The organism is Caballeronia sp. LZ035 (genome assembly GCF_031451175.1).
In the GTDB taxonomy this organism is placed as follows: domain Bacteria; phylum Pseudomonadota; class Gammaproteobacteria; order Burkholderiales; family Burkholderiaceae; genus Caballeronia.
On the sequence record NZ_JARUXS010000003.1, the window covers coordinates 1,074,455 to 1,095,147 of the forward strand.

General features: G+C 65.0%; 15 protein-coding genes. 11 read left to right on the top strand and 4 right to left on the bottom strand.

Annotation, left to right across the window (positions count from 1 at the left end; genetic code table 11):
* The first annotated feature begins 297 nt into the window (after window positions 1–297).
* The 5 genes from QCE88_RS27570 to QCE88_RS27590 all read left to right on the top strand — a co-directional run bounded on the left by QCE88_RS27570 (window position 298) and on the right by QCE88_RS27590 (window position 6,409).
* Window positions 298–549: an acyl carrier protein gene (locus QCE88_RS27570; protein WP_309908050.1), complete on the top strand. Its 252-nt coding sequence runs from the start codon at window positions 298–300 to the stop codon at window positions 547–549.
* The gene (locus QCE88_RS27575; protein ID WP_309908051.1) at window positions 546–1,802 is read left to right on the top strand and encodes an acyl-CoA dehydrogenase family protein; all 1,257 of its coding nucleotides are present in this window, start codon (window positions 546–548) and stop codon (window positions 1,800–1,802) included. The genes QCE88_RS27570 and QCE88_RS27575 overlap by 4 nt, the downstream gene beginning before the upstream one ends.
* Window positions 1,803–1,806: 4 nt before the next feature.
* Window positions 1,807–2,874, top strand: coding sequence for an amino acid--[acyl-carrier-protein] ligase (locus tag QCE88_RS27580; RefSeq protein WP_309908052.1), 1,068 nt, complete (start codon window positions 1,807–1,809; stop codon window positions 2,872–2,874).
* Window positions 2,871–3,875 (top strand): DUF1839 family protein, encoded by a 1,005-nt coding sequence (locus tag QCE88_RS27585; RefSeq protein WP_309908053.1) that lies wholly within the window; start codon window positions 2,871–2,873, stop codon window positions 3,873–3,875. Before QCE88_RS27580 ends, QCE88_RS27585 begins: the two co-directional genes overlap by 4 nt.
* Window positions 3,876–3,943: 68 nt before the next feature.
* On the top strand, window positions 3,944–6,409 hold the full coding sequence (locus QCE88_RS27590) for a glycosyl hydrolase 2 galactose-binding domain-containing protein (RefSeq protein WP_309908054.1): 2,466 nt from the start codon (window positions 3,944–3,946) through the stop codon (window positions 6,407–6,409).
* On the opposite strand, the gene QCE88_RS27595 is transcribed toward QCE88_RS27590, so the two are convergent.
* Genes QCE88_RS27595 through QCE88_RS27605 form a run of 3 tightly spaced genes read right to left on the bottom strand, consistent with a single transcriptional unit; the run spans window position 6,404 to window position 10,077 of the window.
* Complete coding sequence (locus tag QCE88_RS27595) at window positions 6,404–7,345, bottom strand: Gfo/Idh/MocA family oxidoreductase (RefSeq protein WP_309908055.1); 942 nt, start codon at window positions 7,343–7,345, stop codon at window positions 6,404–6,406. The genes QCE88_RS27590 and QCE88_RS27595 overlap by 6 nt on opposite strands.
* Window positions 7,346–7,379: 34 nt before the next feature.
* A complete protein-coding gene (locus tag QCE88_RS27600; RefSeq protein WP_309908056.1) occupies window positions 7,380–8,309 on the bottom strand; it encodes a dihydrodipicolinate synthase family protein in 930 nt (309 codons plus the stop codon).
* Between the two features lie 34 nt (window positions 8,310–8,343).
* Window positions 8,344–10,077 (bottom strand): IlvD/Edd family dehydratase, encoded by a 1,734-nt coding sequence (locus QCE88_RS27605; protein ID WP_309908057.1) that lies wholly within the window; start codon window positions 10,075–10,077, stop codon window positions 8,344–8,346.
* A gap of 121 nt (window positions 10,078–10,198) precedes the next feature.
* Between QCE88_RS27605 and QCE88_RS27610 the strand changes: the two genes are divergently transcribed.
* Window positions 10,199–11,173: a LysR family transcriptional regulator gene (locus QCE88_RS27610; RefSeq protein WP_309908058.1), complete on the top strand. Its 975-nt coding sequence runs from the start codon at window positions 10,199–10,201 to the stop codon at window positions 11,171–11,173.
* On the opposite strand, the gene QCE88_RS27615 is transcribed toward QCE88_RS27610, so the two are convergent.
* Window positions 11,137–14,679 carry an indolepyruvate ferredoxin oxidoreductase family protein gene (locus QCE88_RS27615; RefSeq protein WP_309908059.1) on the bottom strand — a complete coding sequence of 1,181 codons (3,543 nt, stop codon included), beginning with the start codon at window positions 14,677–14,679 and terminating at the stop codon, window positions 11,137–11,139. The genes QCE88_RS27610 and QCE88_RS27615 overlap by 37 nt on opposite strands.
* A 106-nt stretch (window positions 14,680–14,785) precedes the next feature.
* On the opposite strand from QCE88_RS27615, the gene QCE88_RS27620 reads away from it, so the two are divergent.
* The 5 genes from QCE88_RS27620 to QCE88_RS27640 all read left to right on the top strand — a co-directional run bounded on the left by QCE88_RS27620 (window position 14,786) and on the right by QCE88_RS27640 (window position 20,271).
* A complete protein-coding gene (locus QCE88_RS27620) occupies window positions 14,786–15,691 on the top strand; it encodes a LysR family transcriptional regulator (protein ID WP_309908060.1) in 906 nt (301 codons plus the stop codon).
* Between the two features lie 158 nt (window positions 15,692–15,849).
* On the top strand, window positions 15,850–17,154 hold the full coding sequence (locus tag QCE88_RS27625) for a dicarboxylate/amino acid:cation symporter (protein WP_309817039.1): 1,305 nt from the start codon (window positions 15,850–15,852) through the stop codon (window positions 17,152–17,154).
* Between the two features lie 13 nt (window positions 17,155–17,167).
* Window positions 17,168–18,124 carry an amino acid ABC transporter substrate-binding protein gene (locus QCE88_RS27630; protein ID WP_309908061.1) on the top strand — a complete coding sequence of 319 codons (957 nt, stop codon included), beginning with the start codon at window positions 17,168–17,170 and terminating at the stop codon, window positions 18,122–18,124.
* A 121-nt stretch (window positions 18,125–18,245) separates the two neighbouring features.
* Window positions 18,246–19,505 (top strand): hypothetical protein, encoded by a 1,260-nt coding sequence (locus QCE88_RS27635; protein WP_309908062.1) that lies wholly within the window; start codon window positions 18,246–18,248, stop codon window positions 19,503–19,505.
* A gap of 55 nt (window positions 19,506–19,560) precedes the next feature.
* Window positions 19,561–20,271, top strand: a complete 711-nt coding sequence (locus QCE88_RS27640) for an NAD(P)-binding domain-containing protein (protein WP_309908063.1) — start codon at window positions 19,561–19,563, stop codon at window positions 20,269–20,271.
* The last annotated feature ends 422 nt before the right edge of the window (window positions 20,272–20,693 follow it).

Sequence of the window (20,693 nt, forward strand, 5' to 3'; positions counted from 1 at the left end):
TGGCCAGTCTGAAGGATCCGTGCAAATCGCTCCGTGCCGGATATCGCACATAACACGCTGTTGCTCTTGAAGGCCCACCGTGCGGCATCGCACGGACGCCCTGGCCTCGTAATTCGTTAAATACGATCAAACAACAAACAAGAAGGTGAGTGCGAGGGCTCTCGTGAAATCGTCTTCACGAAAGTGAACAACACCACCCCGACTTCGCCCCGGAGCGAAGGCGACATTCGACCACCACGCTACGTCGCCGTCCGGATTTAATGCACCGTTGGCCGGGTACAAGGGAAAACACAGACAATGAAAACTGAATTGCGCCGCATCCTCGCCGAGTCCGCTCGGCTCGACGTGCCTATCGACACGCTCTCCGACAGCGACGACCTTTACGCCGCCGGTCTCTCATCGCTCGCCACGGTTCACGTGATGCTCGCGATAGAAGACGAGTTCGGCATCGAGATCCCCGATCACATGCTCACGCGCCGGCTCTTTTCGAGCGTCGATTCGCTCGCCGCCGCCGTCGAGGAGTTGCGCCGCTCGCAGGCGGACGCATGAACGCGCCCGCTCAGGAGCTCGAGGCGGCGCAACTGGCACAGAGCATGAACGCACGTAGCGAAAGCGCGTTGATCGATGCTGCAAAGCGTGTCGCCGCGGTAGCGGCCCGGCACGCCGATGCAGTGGATCGTGAAGCGCGCTTTCCTGCGGAAGCGGTCGCTGCGATGCGCGAGGAGCGTCTCTTCTCCGCGATGGTGCCGACAGAACACGGCGGCGACGGGCTCTCGCTGACCGGCGTGGCCCGCCTGTGCGAAGCCCTCGCCCAGGGCTGCGCCTCGTCCGCGATGATCTATGCCATGCACCAGAGCCAGGTCGTGTGCATCGTCGATCATGGCGCGAACGTGGCCTGGCAGCGCGCGTTCCTCGCGCGCATGGTGAACGAGCAACTGCTGCTCGCGTCGGCAACGTCCGAAGAGAACATCGGCGGCAACATGCGGACGAGCGCATGCGCGGTCGATCTCGTCGACAACGCGTTCCAGATCGAAAAGATGGCGCCGACCATTTCGTACGGCACCTACGCGGACTGCATTCTCGTGACGGCGCGCCGTCATCCGGATGCACCGCCTTCGGATCAGGTCTTGATCGTAGCGCCGCGCGAGACGCTCACGCTCGAACAGCGCGGCACGTGGGACACGCTCGGCATGCGCGGTACGTGCAGCCAGGGCCATCGGCTCACGGCAAGCGGCATCGCCGAGCAGATCCTGCCCGCGCCGTTCTCGAAGATCGCCGACGAAAGCATGCTGCCCGTATCGCACACGTTGTGGTCGGCCGTATGGTGCGGCATCGCCTGCGATGCGGCGAACCGCGCGCATCAGTTCTTCCGCAACCAGGCGCGCGGCAAGCCCGCCCTGCCCCCGTCGGCGGCGCGGCTCTCGCAGATCATCACGCTCATCAAGATGATGCAGTCGCGTCTGCGTGAGTCGCTCGCCAACGTCGAGGCCGCGAGCGCCGAGCGCGCCATCCGCCGCCGGGCCACGCAGGGCAATGACGACGACGCGCCGCTCACGGCGTCGATCGGCATCAACGTGGACCTCAACATGCTCAAGCTGGCGATTTCGCAGTCGGCGCTGCACGTGGTGCAGGAGACGCTGATGATCTGCGGCATGGCCGGCTACAAGAACGACACGCCGTTCAGCGTGGGACGCCATCTGCGCGATCTGCACTCGGCGCCCCTGATGATCAGCAACGACCGCATTGAATTGAACACGGCGAACCTGCTGCTTGCGCAGCGCGCCGCAACGGGAACCCTTTGACGCTATGAACATGCCGACAGAACAGGCCGCCATGATGCAGGCCGAAGCACAAGCTCAAACACAAGAGACACAGGCACCGTACGACAAATCGGACCTGACCTTGCGGGATCGTTTGATGGAAGCCGGGATCCTGATCGATACCGGCGAAGACGGCCTCTATGGCCGCAGCGAAGTGTTCGAGGACATCGTCGAACGCCTGAACCAGGCGATCACGCTGCTCGGCGCCGACCAGCACGCCGAAGTGCTGCGCTTCCCGCCGGCCATGCGCCGCCGTGACTTCGAAGACAGCGAGTACCTGAAGAGCTTCCCGAACCTCGCCGGCACGATCCATTCGTTCCAGGGCAACGATCGCGGGCATCATCGCCTGCTCGAAGCGCTGGACAAGATCGTGCATGTCGGCGAAGAAGAAGAGCGCTCCGACGACTGGATGGACCAGCAGAAGCCCACGCGTCTGGTGCTCACGCCGGCCGCATGCTATCCGATTTATCCGCTGGTCGCGAAGCGCGGCAAGCTCGCCGCCGACGGCGCGATCTTCGACGCGTTCTCGTACTGCTTCCGTCACGAGCCGTCCATCGATCCGGGCCGCATGCAGATGTTCCGCATGCGCGAATACATCCGCGTGGGCAGCCCCGAACAGGTGATGGCGTTCCGCCAGAAGTGGATCGAGCGCGGCTCGCTGCTGATCGAATTGCTGGGCCTGCCGTACGAGATCGATCTCGCCAACGACCCGTTCTTCGGCCGGGGCGGCAAGATCGTCGCGGACAGCCAGCGCGAACAGCAACTCAAGTTCGAATTGCTGGTGCCCGTCGCCACGCCCGACCGTCCCACCGCGTGCCTGTCGTTCAACTATCACCAGGACCACTTCGGCGAGCTGTGGCACATCAGCCAGGCCGACGAGCAGGTCGCGCACACGGCCTGCGTGGGCTTCGGCATGGAACGCACGACGCTTGCGCTGTTCCGCCATCACGGCCTCGACGTCAACGCATGGCCGGAGCAGGTGCGCCAGCTGCTGTGGGGCGACAAGGCCGCGCTCATCGCCCAGGGTCTCGACAAACTGGGTAACCGGGCATGAACGCACGCTCGCCGGCTGATGCCGTGACGGATACGTCCGCGCCCGCGCCTGGCGAATATCGCCAGCACGCGCTGCATCGCGACGAGCGCGTGTGGCTGGAGACGAACTGCTACGTCGACTTGTGGATCGAGCTGCTGCATCACTATGGCTGCGATCCGCACGCGGCGCTCAGTTTCACCGTGACGCAGGACTTCGAGGGCGATCAGTTCACGTTCCCGAAGTTCTCGCTCGACGATATCGCGCGGCTCTACGGGCTTCAGGCCCAGGAGCTCGCGATCTACGACACGGTCGAGGCGCACGTGATCGAGCAGACGAAGCGCGGCCGGATGGTGGTCGCGGAGATGGATTCGTACTGGCTGCCGGATACGCGCGCCACCGCGTACCGGCAGACGCATACGAAGACGACCATCGCCATCGACGCCATCGATGCGCAAGCGAAGCGCATCACGTACTTTCACAACGCGGGCTATTTCTCGCTGTCCGGCGAGGACTATGACGGTGTCTTCCGTTTGACGCCCGATCTCGCGAGCGACGTCCAGGCGCTGTTCCCGTACGTCGAGTTCGTGAAGCGCGCGCGCGATCCGCTGCAAGGCGAGGCGCTCGTGCAGCGTTCGGTGGAATTGCTCAAGCTGCGTCTGCTGGACCGGCCTGCGTCGAATCCGGTGGCGCAATGGCGTGCGGCGTTCCCCGAGCACATGCGTACGATGCTCGAACGCGACCCGGCGTATTACCACCTCTACACCTTCAACATGATGCGTCAGATCGGTTCGAACTTCGAGTTGCTGTCGAAGTATCTCGGCTGGCTGAATGCACAGGGTGTGGACGTGCCGGGCGAGATCCAGGCAAGCGCTCAAGCAATTGCAAGCGAAGCGATGGTCATGCAGTTCCGTCTTGCGCGCGCCCGCATGCGCTCGCGCACCGACCTCTGCGAAGACTGCCTCGAATCGATGCAGACTTCCTACGACAAGGTCATCGAGCCGCTCGCCGCGCGCTTTCTCTAAAGACCGAAGCTGCGTCGTGATGACGCGGCTTCTTCATTGTTCTCTTATTCCATTCACGAGGAAGAGTCATGCACGTCTCGCTCGCGCACGCGCCGCGACGCCTCGCCGACGGCTGGCAATGCGCGAGCACGCCTGCGGGTGCCTGCGCGACGCCGGCTTCGCTCGACACGCTGACCCACTGGATCGATGCGCAAGTGCCGGGCACGGTGGCTTCGGCATTGCGCGCAACCGGCGTGAAAGACGAAGCGCTGGCGCAGCCGTTTGCGCATGCGGATCATTGGTATCGTCTCGAGCTCAGCGGCCACGGCAAGCGCCGCTTGCGCTTCAATGGACTTGCGACCATCACCGAAGTCTGGCTCGACGACGACAAGCTGCTCGACTCGGATTCGATGTTCATCGCGCATGATCTCGACATTGAGCTGAGCGGTGAGCACGTGCTGCACCTGTGCTTCCGCTCCATCGCACCCGCGCTCGCCGCGAAACGGGGCCGTGCGCGCTGGCGTCCGAAGCTCGCGCAACCGGCCACGCTACGCAACGTGCGTACGACGCTGCTCGGTCACATGGCCGGCTGGTGTCCGACGATCCAGCCGGCTGGACCGTGGCGCGCAGTCGAACTGATTGGAGAAGCGCAGGGCTGCATCGAGTCGATCGACATGCGCTCCCGCGTGGAAGGCACTGACGGCGTGCTCGATGTCACCGTGCGCTTCTTTCATGCGCAGGAGGCCGCGCCGGTGCGGCTCGAATGCGGCGACGAACATGCTGCCATGCAATGGCAGGACGCGCATACATTGACCGGCCGCGTGCAGATACCGAACGTGCGCCTGTGGTATCCGCATACGCACGGCGAGCCCTTCCGCTACGCGGTCAAGCTCGGCGACATCGCGCTGGGCGAGATCGGCTTTCGCACGATGCATATCGATCGCGGCGCGGACGGCCAGGGCTTTCAGCCGGTCGTGAACGGCGTGCCCGTGTTCGCGCGCGGCGCGTGCTGGACCTCGGCGGATATCGTCGCGCTCGATGCGCCGTACGAGAAGCTCGAAGCCCTCTTCGCGATGGTTCGCGACGCGGGTCTCAACATGATTCGCGTCAGCGGCATCACGCTGTACGAGTCGGACGCGTTCTATGAACTCGCGGACCGTTACGGCGTGCTCGTCTGGCAGGACTTCGCGTTCGCCAACTTCGACTATCCCGATGACGAAACCTTTCGCCTGAGCGTGCAGCGTGAAGCCCGCCAGTTCCTCGCACGCACGCGGCGTTTTGCTGCGCTGGCCGTGCTGTGCGGTGGAAGCGAGGTGCATCAGCAGGCCGCGATGCTCGGCCTGCCCTTCGACGCCTATCAGCAACGCCTGTTCACCGAGTGGCTGCCCGAGGCGATTGCCACCGAGCGGCCCGATGTCGCCTATGTCGTGAACTCGCCGAGCGCCGCGCCCGGCGATACCGAGTCGATGCCCTTCGGCACGCGCGGCGGCATCACGCATTACTACGGCGTGCCCGCGTATCAGCGCTCGTTCGACGACATTCGCCGCGCCCAGGTCCGCTTCGCCTCGGAGTGTCTCGCGTTCGCCAACGTGCCCGACGATGTCGCATTGCGCGCGCTGCCGAATCCGCGCGCGCACGAACCGCGCTGGAAAGCGGGCGTGCCGCGCGATCCGGGCTCCGCCTGGGACTTCGACGATGTGCGCGAGTACTACATGCAGTCGCTCTATCGGCAGGACGTGCCGCGCTTGCGCTACGAGAATCCCGAGCGCTATCTGGAGTTGTCGCGTGCAGTGGTCGCCGATGTGATCGGCGCCGTGTTCTCCGAGTGGCGCAGGCAAGGCTCGACCTGCGCGGGCGGCATCGTCTGGAACCTGCTCGATGTGAGACCGGGCGCGGGCTGGGGCGTCATCGACGTGCTCGGTGCGCCCAAGAGCGCGCTGCATGGCCTCGCGCGCGTGCTGCAACCCGTGCAGGCCCTGCTGCTCGACGAAGGGCTCGAAGGCCTCGACGTGCATCTCGTCAATGAAACGGCGCACGAGATTCGCGGGCGTGTGGAACTGGCGTGTCTGCGTGAAGGGTCGGTCAAGGTTGCGGGCGGCGCGTGCGATGTCGTGCTGAAAGCGCGCAGCGTGCAGCGCATTTCATCGAACCGGCTGATTGGCGCCTTCTTCGACAGCGCCTATGCGTATCGCTTCGGCCCGCGTGCGCATGATGTCACGCACGTGATCCTGCGCGATGCCGACACCGGCGAGACCTTGTCCGAAGCCTTCCATTTCCCGGATCCTTCCATCGGCGAGCGGCGCGACATCGGCCTCAAGGCGAGCGTGGAGAAAGACGGGGATGGCTGGAGTCTCGTGATTGAAACCGCGCAGCTGGCGCGCTGGGTGCATGTCGATGACCCGGACTATCGCGCGCGCACCGACTGGTTTCACCTCGCGCCGGGCCAGCCGCGACGCATTCCGCTCGTAGCGCGGCACGCGAATGTGCGCGCTGCGCCGGAGGGCGATGTGTGCGCGGTCAATGCGTCGCGGAGCGCGCCTTATCGGGCGTCATGAACGCCCAAAGGCTTCGGTGCCGACGATGCGCCCATTCAGGAACGCATCGGCGACGAGACGCAACGGGCGCACGTCCACGTCGCTCGTATTCGTCGCGATGAGTTCGTGAAAGCGCTCGTACAGCGCGGGATATTCGCGCTCCGGTCCCACCTCGATCTCCTTGCCCGCGATGGCAATCCGTTTGCCGCCCTCACGCAGCGACAGACGGCCGCCCTCCGTTTCGATATCGATGTCCCACTCTTCGACCGGCCCATGACGCCAGTCGAACACCGCGCGCACCGGCGCGCCATTGCTCGCGACGCAATCGAGTTCGGCGGCGATGGGCGTGGCGGTATCGGCGGGCGTGGTCAGCGTCGCCCCGCGCAATGCGACCTCATGCGGCAGGATCCGGGTCACGATGGACAGCGCGTTGATGCCGGGATCGAAGACGCCGAGTCCGCCCGGCTCCCAGATCCACTCCTGCCCCGGATGCCAGCGCCGCACATCCTCTTTCCAGCGCACTTCCACTGAACGGAGCGCTCCGGCTTCGCGCGAAGCGAGCCATGCACGCGCCGGTTCCACTGCGGGCGCCGCGCGTGAATGCCACGTCGCGAACAAGGTGCGGCCACGCCCCCGGGCAATCTCATGCAAGGCCTCGACCTCGCTCACGCTCGCGCCCGGCGGCTTCTCCAGCATCACATGCTTGCCGGCTTCGAGCGCGGCGCGCGCCTGCTCATAGCGCACTTGCGGCGGCGCGCACAGCGACACCGCTTCCATCTCTGGCTCTGCAGCCAGCAACTCGCCGATATCCCGATAGTTGCGCACCCCGTCCACGCTCGCATGACGGCTCGCGCACGCGACGAGTTCGAATCCTGGCTGGGCAGCGATGGCAGGCAAATGCTGATCGCGCGCGATCTTGCCGATGCCCACTACGCCCAACCGAACGACTCCTTCCATGTCCTGTCTCCTTTGATGAAGGCGTCACGATACCCTAGCGGGCCCAGCGCAACACCAGCGGATCGAGACGGCGCGCGATGGCGATGAGTTCGTCGCGCGTTTCGCGTCCCATCGCAGGCAGCGGATGACGCGGCGCATCGCACGCAATCACGCCGCCTTCCTTCATCAGCGCCTTGGTCGCCAGCAAGCCGGCCTGACGGTTCTCGTGATTGATGAGCGGCAGCCAGCGCTGATAGAGATCGAAAGCGTCGTCGATACGTCCCTCGCGATGCGCCTCGATGATCGGCCGGATGCCGTCCGCGAAACCGCCGCCCGTCATCGATCCGGTCGCGCCCGCGTTCAGATCGGCAAGCAGCGTGATGGCTTCTTCACCGTCCCAAGGGCCTTCGATGGCTTCGCCGCCGAGGCTGATCAGCTCGCGCAGCTTGTTCGCCGCGCCCGGCGTTTCGATCTTGAAGTACGACACCTGCTCGATCTCGCGCGCCATGCGTGCCAGGAACGCCGCCGATAGAGGCGTGCCGGCGGCGGGCGCATCCTGGATCATCACGGGGATCGTCAGCGCATCCGAAAGGCGCGCATAGAACGCGTAGATGGCGCTCTCGGGGACGCGGAAGGTCGCGCCATGATACGGCGGCATGGCCATGATCATCGCGGCGCCAAGCTCTTGCGCGCGGCGGCTGCGCTCCACGCACACGCGCGTGCCGTAGTGCGACGTGGTGACGATCACCGGCACGCGTCCCGCCACATGGTCGAGGATCGTGCGCGTAAGGATGTCGCGCTCGTCGTCGGCCAGCGAGAACTGCTCGGAGAAGTTGGCGAGGATCGCGAGACCATCCGAGCCCGCGTCGATCATGAAATCCACCGCACGCTTCTGGCTCTCCAGATCCAGTTCGCCGCTGTCGGTGAAGGTCGTCGGCACGACCGGAAAGATGCCGCGATAGCGCGGGTTGGCGTGACGGCTCATGCTGGCGTCCTCATTGGAAGTTCATTGAGCGCACTCAGTGCGAATGTCTCGGCACCGCCGCGCCGCGCATGCCGACGAGAAAGTCGAGGTCGCAACCCTCGTCCGCCTGCAGCACGTGATCCACATACAAGCGCTGATAACCGCCTTCGCCATGCATACGCGGCGGCTGCCGGTCGCTCATGCGGCGCGCCAGTTCCTCTTCACCGATGTCCAGATGCAGCGTGCCGGCGTCGCAGTCGAGTTCGATCCAGTCGCCGTCGCGCACCGCTGCCAGCGGCCCGCCCGCCGCCGCTTCGGGCGCCACGTGCAGCACCACCGTGCCGTAGGCCGTGCCGCTCATGCGGGCGTCGGAGATGCGCACCATGTCCTTGATGCCCTGGCGCAGAAGCTTCGGCGGCAAGCCCATGTTGCCCACTTCGGCCATGCCCGGATAACCCTTCGGACCGCAGTTCTTCAGCACGAGCACGGAGTCCTTGTCGACATCGAGCGATTCATCGACGATGCGTTCCTTGTAGTGCTCCAGATCCTCGAACACCACAGCGCGGCCGCGATGCTTCAGCAGTTCAGGCGTGGCGGCGGACGGCTTCAGCACCGCGCCGCGCGGCGCGAGATTGCCGCGCAATACGCGGATGCCACCGTCGGCGATCAACGGATGATCCAGCGTGCGGATGACTTCGTCATTGGTGATCGGCGCGGTCTTGACGTTGTCCCACAGGGACTTGCCGTTGACGGTCAGCGCGTCCGGATGCGGAATGAGCCCGGCTTCGCCCAGGCGCCGCAGCACGGCGGGCAGCCCGCCCGCGTAATAGAACTCCTCCATCAGGAAGCGCCCCGACGGCATCAGATCGACGATGGTCGGCGTATCGCGGCCAATGCGCGTCCAGTCCTCCAGCTCCAGCGGCACGCCAATGCGCCCCGCGATCGCCTTCAGGTGGATCACCGCGTTGGTCGAACCGCCGATCGCCGCATTCGTGCGGATCGCGTTCTCGAACGCCTCGCGCGTCAGGATCTTCGAGAGCGTGAGACCTTCCAGCGCCATCTCCACGATGCGGATGCCCGACATGTGCGCGAGCACGTAGCGGCGTGCATCGACAGCGGGGATCGCCGCGTTGTGCGGCAGCGAGGTGCCGAGCGCTTCGGCCATGCACGCCATCGTCGACGCGGTGCCCATGGTATTGCAGGTGCCCGCCGAGCGCGACATGCCCGCTTCCGCCGAGAGGAACTGATGCAGGTCGATCTCGCCCGCCTTCAGCGACTCGTGCAGTTGCCACACCGCCGTGCCCGAGCCAATGTTCTTGCCATCCAACTTGCCGTTGAGCATCGGGCCGCCGGTCACGACGATCGCCGGAACGTCGCAACTGGCCGCGCCCATCAGCAGCGCCGGCGTGGTCTTGTCGCAACCGGTGAGCAGCACGACGGCGTCGATGGGATTGCCGCGGATCGCTTCTTCCACGTCCATGGCGGCGAGATTGCGCGTGAGCATGGCGGTCGGGCGCAGGTTCGATTCACCGTTCGAGAACACCGGGAACTCGACCGGGAAGCCGCCTGCCTCGTAGACGCCGCGCTTCACGTGCTCCGCCACCTTGCGGAAATGCGCATTGCAGGGCGTGAGTTCAGACCAGGTATTGCAGATGCCGATGATCGGCCTGCCGTCGAATTCGTGGTCTGGAATGCCTTGGTTCTTCATCCAGCTTCGGTACATGAAGCCGTTCTTGTCATTGGTGCCGAACCATTGCGCGGAGCGCAGCTTGGGCTTGGGGGCGGACATGTGTCTGTTCCGGGTCAGTTCGTTATGCGCCCGAGTGTATGCCTGCGGGTGATAATCTACTAATGAAAAGATGGACTCCATCGATAACCATTCAGGCATTAGTAATAACCCGAATTCATTCATGAATACGAGTGTCTCGAACGTCCGCAATCACCTGAAGACGCGCCAACTTTTATTGATCGCGGCGCTGGCGGAGGAAGGCAATATTCATCGCGCGGCGGCGGCGCTCAACATGACGCAGCCGGCGGCATCCAAGACCCTGCGCGAACTGGAAGAAGCGCTCGGCGTCACGTTGTTCGACCGCGAGCCGCGCGGCGTGCGGCCCACGCTGTATGGAGAAGCGATCATCCGCCACGCGCGCGCCGTGCTCGGCAGTCTCGACCAGGCGCAGGAAGAACTGCTCGCGTTGCAGTCGGGACGGCTCGGTCACGTGAGCATCGGCGCGATCACGTCGCCCGGCGTGCGGCTGCTCCCGGCCGCCGTCGCGGCGGTCAAGCGACTGCATGCGGACATTCGCGTTTCCGTCGAGATCGACGGCAGCAATGCACTGCTCGAACGTCTCGCGCAGGACAAGCTCGACATCGTGATCGGACGCCTGTCGGCGGAACATGACAACGTGCAGTTGCGCTATGCGCCGCTCGCGGGCGAACCGGCGCGCGCCGTCGTGCGCGCGGGGCATCCGTTGCTGAAGAGAAAGACGCTGGCCCTCGCCGACGTGCAGCAGGCTGCGTGGCTCGTGCCGCCGGCCGGCAGCGTGCTGCGGCATCGCTTCGACCTGATGTTCCAGCGCGCCAGCCTCGCGCCGCCGTCGAACGTGGTCGAAACGGCGGCCATCCTGTTCGTCACGCAACTGCTCGAACAGAGCGACATGATCGCCGTGCTCGCGGAAGACGTGGCGCGCTATTACACGCGCCACCGCATCGTGGAGATCCTGAACGTGCAGATGGATTGCCGCATGGACGACTACGGCATCGTCACGCGCGCCGACCGCCTGCTCACGCCCGCCACGGAAACCATGGTGTGCGCGCTGAAGGCGGCCGCGCTCGACGTCTATGGCGCTCAGGCCGTCGCCCTGGACTCCACCGGCGCGCGATAGCCTGCGAGCAGCCGCTCGCGCTTGACCTGCACCGCCGCCATGTTGCGTTCCTTCACATGGCCGAAGCCGCGAATCTCATCCGGCAGCTTCGCGAGTTGCAAGGCCGTGTCGAAACGCGCGTCGTCGAGCGTTGCGCAGAGTTCATCGGCCAGGGCGATGTAGTCCGCGATCATCCGACGTTCGGCGCGGCGCTCCGCGGTCTTGCCGAAGACATCGAACGGCGTGCCGCGCACGCCCTTGAGCCGCGCAAGCGCCCGGAACGCATGCAGCGTCCAGCCGCCGAAGCGCCGCTTGACGAGATGCCCGTGCTCGTCGCGCTTCGCGAACAGCGGCGGCGCGAGATGGAACGACAGCGCGTAGTCGCGGCCCGGCTCGCCTTCGAACTGTTCGCGCAGCTTGTCGAGCCATGCCGGGTCGGCATAAAGGCGTGCCACTTCGTATTCGTCCTTGTACGCCATCAGCTTCGCCAGGTTCACCGCGACCGCGCGCGTCAGCGGCAGCTTCGTATGGCCCCCCAGGCCTTGCTCCTTGGCGCGGATACGCTCGACCACGTCGCGATAAGCGCGCGCATACGCCACGTTCTGATAAGCGGTCAACAGAGCTTCGCGCGTGGCGATCACGTGTTCCAGCGACTCGGGCATCTTCAGCACGATGGTCTGCTGGCCGGCATCGAGCAAGCTGCCCACGCCGTGTTGCCCCACGTAACGCCCCCAGCCAAACGCCAACTTGTTCTTCTCCACCGCCACGCCGTTCAGTTCGATGGCCCGCGTAAGGCTCGCGAGTTCCAGCGGCAGCCAGCCCTTCTGCCACGCGAAGCCCAGCAACAGCGGATTGGCGTAGAGCGTGTCGCCGAGCAGCTTCAAGGCGAGCGCGTTGGCGTCGATGAACGCGCAGCCCTCGCCCATGCTCTCCGACAACGCCTGTTCCGTCTGCGCGCCCGGAAAGCGCCAGTTCGCGTCGGTGATGAAGTCGGCCGTCGGCGTGGCGCCGCTGTTGATCGCTGCATGCGTGATGCCGTGCCGCGTGCGCGACAACACGTCCTTCGACGCCGACACCACCGCGTCGCAGCCAATCACGAGCCGCGCTTCGCCGGTCGCGATGCGCGTCGCGTGCAGCGCCTGCGGCGTGGGCGCGATCTGCACATGACTCAGCACGGCGCCGCCTTTCTGCGCGAGGCCGGCCATGTCGAGCACGGTCACGCCCTTGCGTTCGAGATGCGCGGCCATGCCGATCAATCCGCCAATGGTCACCACGCCCGTCCCGCCGACGCCCGTCACGAGCACGCCATACGGCTTCGCCAACTCGGGCAGCGCGGGCAAGGGCAGCGCGTCGAAGTCGGGCGTCGCGCCCTTCGCTGCGCGCGGCTTCCTGACCTGCGCGCCCTCGGCGGTCACGAAGCTCGGGCAGAAGCCCTTCACGCACGAGAAATCCTTGTTGCACGCCGACTGATTGATCTTGCGCTTGGTGCCGAGCGGCGTATCCAGCGGCTCGACCGAGAGACAGTTCGACTGCACCGAGCAATCGCCGCAGCCTTCGCACACGGCGTCGTTGATGAACGCGCGGCGGGCCGGGTCCGGATAGGTGCCGCGTTTGCGGCGCCGGCGCTTTTCGGTGGCGCAGGTCTGGTCGTAGATGAGGATCGTGGTGCCCGGCGTGTCGCGCAGTTCGCGCTGGATGCGGTCAAGTTCGTCGCGATGATGCACGCTCACGCCTTGCGGCAGCACGACCGTCGCATCGTACTTCTCCGGCTCGTCCGTCACGATGACGATCCGCTTCGCGCCTTCCGCGAACACCTGATGCGCGATCTGCGGCACCGTCAGCACGCCATCGACGGGCTGGCCGCCGGTCATCGCCACTGCATCGTTATAAAGAATCTTGTAGGTGATGCTCGCGTTCGCTGCAATCGCCGCGCGCACCGCCAGCAGACCCGAATGGAAATACGTGCCGTCGCCGAGATTGACGAAGACGTGCTTGTCGCCCGAGAAATGCATCTGGCCGATCCACGCCACGCCCTCGCCGCCCATCTGACTGAAGGTCTCCGTGTTGCGGTCCATCCACATCGACATGTAGTGGCAGCCGATCCCCGCGAGCGCGCGCGAACCCTCGGGCACGCGCGTCGAGGTGTTATGTGGGCAACCCGAGCAGAACCACGGCTTGCGTTCGGCCTCCACGCGCGGCTTGCTTGCTTCACGCTCCTTCGCCTCGATGGTCGCGACCCGCGCCAGCATGCGCGCGCGCACGTCAGCGGGAAGATCAAGATGCGCAAGACGCCGCGCGACCGCCTTCGCGATCAGCGCAGGCGAGAGTTCGTGATGCGCCGGCAATAGCCAGTCGCCGCGCGGCACCGACCATTCGCCGCCTTCGTTATTGCGTTCGTCGAACTTGCCGTAGATGCGTGGGCGAACATCCTCGCGCCAGTTGTATAGCTCTTCCTTCAGCGCATATTCGAGGATCTGGCGTTTTTCCTCGACCACGAGAATCTCTTCGAGACCCGTGGCAAACGCGCGCGCGTCCTGCGCGTCGAGCGGCCATACGCAGCCCACTTTCAGCACGCGCAGGCCGATCTGCGCGCAGGTCGCGTCGTCGAGACCGAGGTCGATCAGCGCCTGGCGCACATCGAGATAAGCCTTGCCCGCCGTGATGATGCCGAAGCGCGGCGTCAGCGAATCGATCACGACGCGGTTCAGCTTGTTCGCGCGCACGTAGGCGAGCGCCGCATACCACTTTTCGTCGAGCAGGCGGGCTTCCTGCGCGAGCGGCGCATCGGGCCAGCGGATATTGAGGCCGCCTTCCGGCATCGCGTAATCGGTAGGCGTGACAATTTGCACGCGGTCCGGATCGAGATCGATCGACGCAGTCGACTCGACCACGTCGGTCACGCATTTCATCGCCACCCAGAGGCCCGAGTAGCGGCTCATGGCCCAGCCATGCAGGCCGTAGTCGAGATATTCCTGCACGTTCGACGGATACAGCACCGGCATGCCCGCTGCAATGAACGCGTGATCCGACTGATGCGCGACCGACGACGACTTCGCCGCATGATCGTCGCCCGCGAGCACCAGCACGCCGCCATGCGGGTCCGTGCCGGCCGAATTCGCGTGCTTGAAGACGTCGCCGGTGCGGTCCACGCCCGGGCCCTTGCCGTACCACATGCCGAACACGCCGTCGCGCGTGGCGCCGGGCCACAGGTTGATCTGCTGCGTGCCCCAGATCGCGGTCGCCGCGAGATCCTCGTTCACGCCCGGCTGGAACACGATGTCGTGTTCCTTCAAATGCGCCTTCGCCTTCCACAACGACTGATCGAGCGCGCCCAGCGGCGATCCGCGATAACCCGACACGAAGCCCGCCGTATTCAGCCCCGCCCGCCGGTCGCGCGCTTTCTGGAGCATCGGCAGACGGACCAGCGCCTGCGTGCCGCTCAGGTAGACGCGGCCTTGCTCCAGGGTGTATTTGTCGTCGAGTGAAACATCGGCTAAAGCCAGCGCGGCGCGATCGGGTGCATTCATGGGGGCTCGTCTCCAGATTTCGGGAATTTTTGATTTTTCCCGAGTATAGAAAGCGGCCTCCTCATCGTAAAATCACGAATAAACAACTCTGGTATCTGAAAATCAGATGACGTTCGACCTCACCCTGCGGCAGTTGCGCTATTTCGTGGCCGCTGCGCAAACCGGCCAGTTCTCGATGGCGGCCGCCAACCAGCACGTGTCGCAATCAGCGATCACACACGCCGTGCAGGCGCTCGAAGACGCGCTCGGCACGAAACTGTTCGAACGCCTGCCGCAAGGCGTCGCGCTGACGCCCGACGGTCAGGACTTCCACAATCACGCGCGCCGCGTGCTCGACGCCGCCCGCGACGCCATGCACAAGCCGCCGTTCCGTTCGCACGACATGCGCGGCGTCGCGCGCATCGCGGCCTCGTACACGCTGCTCGGCTACTTCCTGCCGGAGTTGCTGGCGCGCTTTCGCGCGACCTATCCGTTCATCGAGTTCGATCTCCGCGACATGGAGCGCGCCGACATCGAAACCGCGGTGGCGAACGGGGACATCGATATCGGTGTGGTGCTGCTCTCGAACCTGCAACGCGCCAGCCGCTTCCACACGCAAGTGCTGATGCGCTCGCGCCGGCAGTTGTGGGTCGCGCCTTCGCATCCGCTGGCGCAGCAGGAGGCGGTGTCGCTGAAGGACATCGCCGCGCATCCCTACATCATGATTACCGTCGACGAAGGCGAGCACTCCACGATGCGCTACTGGCGCAAAAAGCGCATCGAGCCGGCGGTCGCCTTCCGCACGAGTTCGATGGAAGCGCTGCGCGGCCTCGTGGCCCACGGTTTCGGCATCACAGTGCTGTCCGACATGGTGTTCCGGCCGTGGTCGCTGGAAGGCAAGCGCATCGAGGCGCGCCCCGTGCACGACGTGATTCCCCACATGGAAGCCGGCATGATCTGGCGCAAGGGCGCCACGCTGAACGGCCCCGCTACCGCATTGCAGCAGTTCCTGATCCATGCGTGCGGCGGCTGAAGGTCGCCCGGACTCATCCGCGTTCCGCTATTTTTTCGCAAGCGACGCCATTAAAAAGCCGCAGTAGAATCTGAGCAGTGCCGGAAATCTCGCATCGCCCGTTCCATCCGAAATTTGACATGCAATCTGATTGACATGCAAACCATGGAGGTTTGGAGATGAAGAAGAGTTCGTCCGCCGTCTGGATCCTGGTCGCCATGGTTATCGGCATCGGGCTTGGCTACATGGTCTTCACCAGCTTTCCAGACAAGAAAGCCGCGACCGAGATTGCCGGTTACATCTCCCTCGTCTCCGATGTCTTCCTGCGGCTGATCAAGATGCTGATCGGTCCACTTGTCTTCTCCACGCTCGTGGTGGGCATCGCGCACATGGGCGACGCCGCCTCGGTCGGACGCGTGTTCGCCAAGGCGCTCGCGTGGTTCGTCACCGCCTCGCTGGTCTCGCTGCTGCTCGGCCTGCTGATGTCCAACCTGCTGCGACCCGGCGATAACCTCGGTCTGCCGCTGCCCGACATCGGTGCCTCCGCGAATCTCGCCACCTCGAAATTCACGCTGAAGGACTTCGTCGGCCACATGGTGCCGCGTTCCTTTGCCGAATCGATGGCGAACAACGAGATCCTCCAGATCGTCGTGTTCTCGATGTTCTTCGGCGTCGCACTCGCCGCGCTTGGCGAAAAGGGCAAGGTGCTGCTCGATGCCATCGACCAGCTCTCGCACGTGATGCTCAAGATCACCGGCTACGTGATGAAACTCGCGCCTCTGGCGGTGCTCGCCGCGATGGCCGCGACCGTCGCGGTGAACGGGCTGTCCATCCTGATGAAGTTCGCCGTCTTCATGGCGGACTTCTATCTGAGCCTGTTCATCCTGTGGGGGCTGCTCGCGCTCGCGGGCTTCTTCTTCCTCGGGCGGCGCGTGCTGAAGCTGCTCTCGCTCATCAAGGAAGCGTTCATGCTGTCGTTCGCGACGGCGAGTTCGGAAGCCGCCTATCCAAAGATCCTCGATGCGCTCGACCGCTTCGGCGTCCGTCGCAAGATCTCGAGTTTTGTGATGCCGATGGGCTACTCGTTCAACCTCGACGGCTCAATGATGTACTGCACCTTCGCGTCGCTGTTCATCGCGCAGGCCTACAACATCCACCTGTCGCTGACCACGCAGCTCACCATGCTGCTGATCCTGATGCTGACGTCGAAGGGCATGGCGGGCGTGCCGCGCGCGTCGCTGGTCGTGATCGCGGCGACGCTCAACCAGTTCAACATTCCGGAAGCGGGCTTGCTGCTGATCCTGGGCGTCGATACCTTCCTCGACATGGGCCGCTCCGCGACCAATGCGGTGGGCAATTCCATCGCCAGCGCGGTAGTGGCGAAGTGGGAAGGCGAACTGCTGTCGGAGCGGGACGCGGACGCCAATGCCGCGCGCATCGAAGCCGAACAGGACGCCTCGCTGGCGCATCCCGCACAGGTCTGAAGAGGAGCGTCTCATGAAGATGCCGCGCTTCTGGAAGGGCGTGGCGTGGGCTGCGCTCACGCTGTCGTTCGCCACATTCGCCGCGCATGCCGCCGACGACGACGTGCAGCCCCCGCGCCCCGTCAACGACCCCTACGCGCCCGCCACGCTGACCGGTACGCTCGCGAAGGTGCGCGACTCGGGCACCATCGCGATTGGTTATCGCGATGCGTCGGTGCCGTTCTCGTATCTCGATGCACGCCGCGCGCCCATTGGTTATTCCATCGAACTGTGCAAGTCGCTCGTCGCGGCCATCGAAACGTCCATTCACCGCACCTTGACCATCCGCTGGGTGCCGGTCACGCCCGACACGCGCATCGACGCCGTCGCCAGCGGCAAAGTGGACCTTGAGTGCGGCTCGACCACCAGCAATCTCACGCGCCAGAAGCGCGTGGCCTTTTCGCCGGTCATCTTCGTCGCCGGCACCAAGGTGATGGTGAGAAAGGATGCGCCGATGAACTCCTTCCGCGATCTCGCGGGCAAGCGCGTCGCGGTGACGTCCGGCACCACCAACGAAGCCGCGCTGCGCGAACTGGACAAGAAGTTCCAGCTCGGCATCCAGATCCAGGTCGTGCCGGATCACGCACAGGGCTTCGCGCAAGTGGCAGACGGCCAGGCCGATGCCTTCGCCACCGACGACGTCCTCCTCTACGGCCTGATCGCCGCGAACGCCGGCAAGGGCGGCGCCTACCGCGTGGCGGGCGATTATCTGTCGTACGAGCCCTACGGCATCATGTTCCGCAAGGACGATCCGCAACTCGCGCAAGTGGTGAAGGACACCTTCCAGCAACTCGCGGCCGACGGCGAGATCGAGCGCCAGTACACGCGCTGGTTCCTGACCCGCCTCCCTTCGGGCACCAGCCTCGACATGCCGATGAGCGCGCAACTCGTGGGCATCATCGAAACGCTGGCGGGCGGGGAGCGGCAGTGAACCGCTGAACGCTTCCGCACGGCAGTTCGAACCCGCCGAACCCCGCTTTCGCGCGCCGCCCCCTAGGCGGCGATCCCGTCTGTGACTACTTTTGACACAAATTTCGTCACGGACCTCTCTCATGAGCGCAAGCGAGCGCAACGTATCGACTTTGGCCGGTTTGCTCGAGGCCGTATCGAACGCGGAAGTTCACCATATCGCCGTCACCGCCGACATCGCGGACATGCCGGGCTTCCGCTTGCTGCCCGGCCAGACACTGAGCGGCGCCAGTGGCCGCGTGAAGCTGCACTTCGCGAAGGGCGAGGACGGCGTGCAGCTGACGACGGACAACTGCATCGCGCGCATCGAGCTGAATGCCGATGCGGACCGGCGCGCCATCCATAACGACACGAGCGTGACGCGCCTCGGGCGCATCGACCTGCATGATCTCCGGACGCGCGGCGTGGTGCAGCTGCTGGCGCGCGACAACGTCCGCAGCGGCCATATCGCGGCGGAAAACATCGACATCGTCGCGGCCGATGCGCGTGCCCATGGAACCCGGCATCGCGGTTATGGCGTCGAAGTGATACCGGGTGTCTTCACCGTCTGGAACCAGCACGACGACCATTTCGTGACCATCACCGCCGACCTCACGGCCGTCAGCGCCGGACGCGGCGGCGCGCCGGTGAACGGCAGCGGCATCTTCGTCGGCGGCGCGGGCGATACCGGCGGCCAGCTGATCGTCGGCCGCATGGAAACCGGGGCCATTCACAGCGATGGCGGTATCGAACATGGCACGGCGGATCGCATTGCGGGCGGCGTGTTCGTTTCATCCGGCGCCTGCGTGGAGATCGTGCACAACCGCGGACCCGTGACGACCTACGGCGCGAACGACATGGTGCTGGACAACTGGGGCACCGTCGGCTCGTGGATCGCCGAGGAGAAGCTCACGTCCTACGGCCCGAGCGCCACCGGCTTCGTCAACTTCGGCACGCTCGGCATGTTGCGGACCCACGCGACGATCGAAACCTTCGGCTTCGGCGCGCGCGGCTTCAGCGACTACGACGGCACCGTGCAGCTCGCCGATATCGACCGCATCGTCACGCATGCGGATGGCGCAGTCGGCATTCAGGTGAGCCGCCCGCTCGGCTTGCTGACGGTTCGTCGCGGCATCGAGACACATGGTGCGGCGGGCGAGTCGATGGTGAAGGGGGTCGTGGTCACGCTCGATGCCACGGCGCTCTGCATCCGCAACGGCGCGGCCGTGCGGAAGATCACCGTCGATGGCGGGCTGCTCACGCACGGCCGCGGCGCCACGCCGCTCCGGCTGCACGGCAAGGTGGAAGACCTGCGCATCAGCGACGGCGCCGGCGCCCTGGGAGGCGGCTTCGCGGCGGCGTGAGAACGAACCACAGCGCCCGTGCGACGCACGCAATCGTCATGGCACAAGGGAATCCATGAAAACGGCAATCATCGGTCTCGATCAGATCGGCACTCACCTGTCGCGCAGTCTTGCGCTCGCAGGCGAGTCCATCCTGATCGCGGATCGCGATCACAGGAAGTCGCTGGCGTTCGCGATGCAATGCAATGGCCGCGCGCGCGCCGTCAGTGTCAGCGAGGCGATCCGTCGCGCCGACATCGTGATTCCGTGCATCCGCTTCGGCGCCATTCAGGAGTTGTTCGAGCGTTACCGCGAGGCGTTGCGAGGCAAGATCGTGGTCGATCCGTCGAATCCGGTTGCGCCAGACGGCCAGGGCGGCGTCATGAAGATCCTTCCCGACGAGGAATCCGCCGGGCAGATCCTTGCGGCGCTGATGCCGCCCGGCACGAAGTTCGTCAAGGCATTTGCGTCGATCCGTCCGGAGTCGATGCAAGCGGCTGCCAACCGCTGGCCTGATCCCGCCGTGCTGTTCTATGCCGCCGACGACCTCGCGGCCGGCGACGCCGTCGCGTATCTGATTGCGTTGAGCGGCTTCGTGCCGCTGTGCGTGGGCGGTATCGACCAGTCGATCCGCATCGAGGCGTTCGGCGATCTCAGCGAGTCGGGCGCGCTGGGCAAGCTGGTTTCGTATTGGGAGGGCCGCGCGCTGCTGAAAGCAGCGCCACGGTATTCGAGCGCGTGCGCCGTCAAGGAGGTGAGAGAGATGAAGGAGGCCAAGCCGGTCTAGACAAACCGAAAAAAGCGGAAGGGACGTCTCAGAGCCGAACCGCACGCCTGCACGAAGAGCGCGTCTCTTCGTGATTTGTGCCACGTCGTCTTCCTTCTCCGGAGGACTTGCCCGCTTCCCGAAGCGGGCTTTTTTTCGTGCTGCCCGGATAGACCGGACGCGATGTTCGGCGCACAGCGACAGGTCCTTGCCTCGCTGTCTCGCCAGACCCGACACTCAGCGGCGGCACCCGCACCTGTCGTCATGGTTCAACACATAATGAATTCAAAATTCATTATGCCAATCAATGACTTATAAAAAATATCGAGCGGCGGGAACACGCCTGGCACGGCTCTCGCAAATGATGCTGCGAGCGCAACGAATCATGCTCAGCCAACCAACCAGCCATTCAGGAGACTCATCATGTTGAAGATCGACAACCT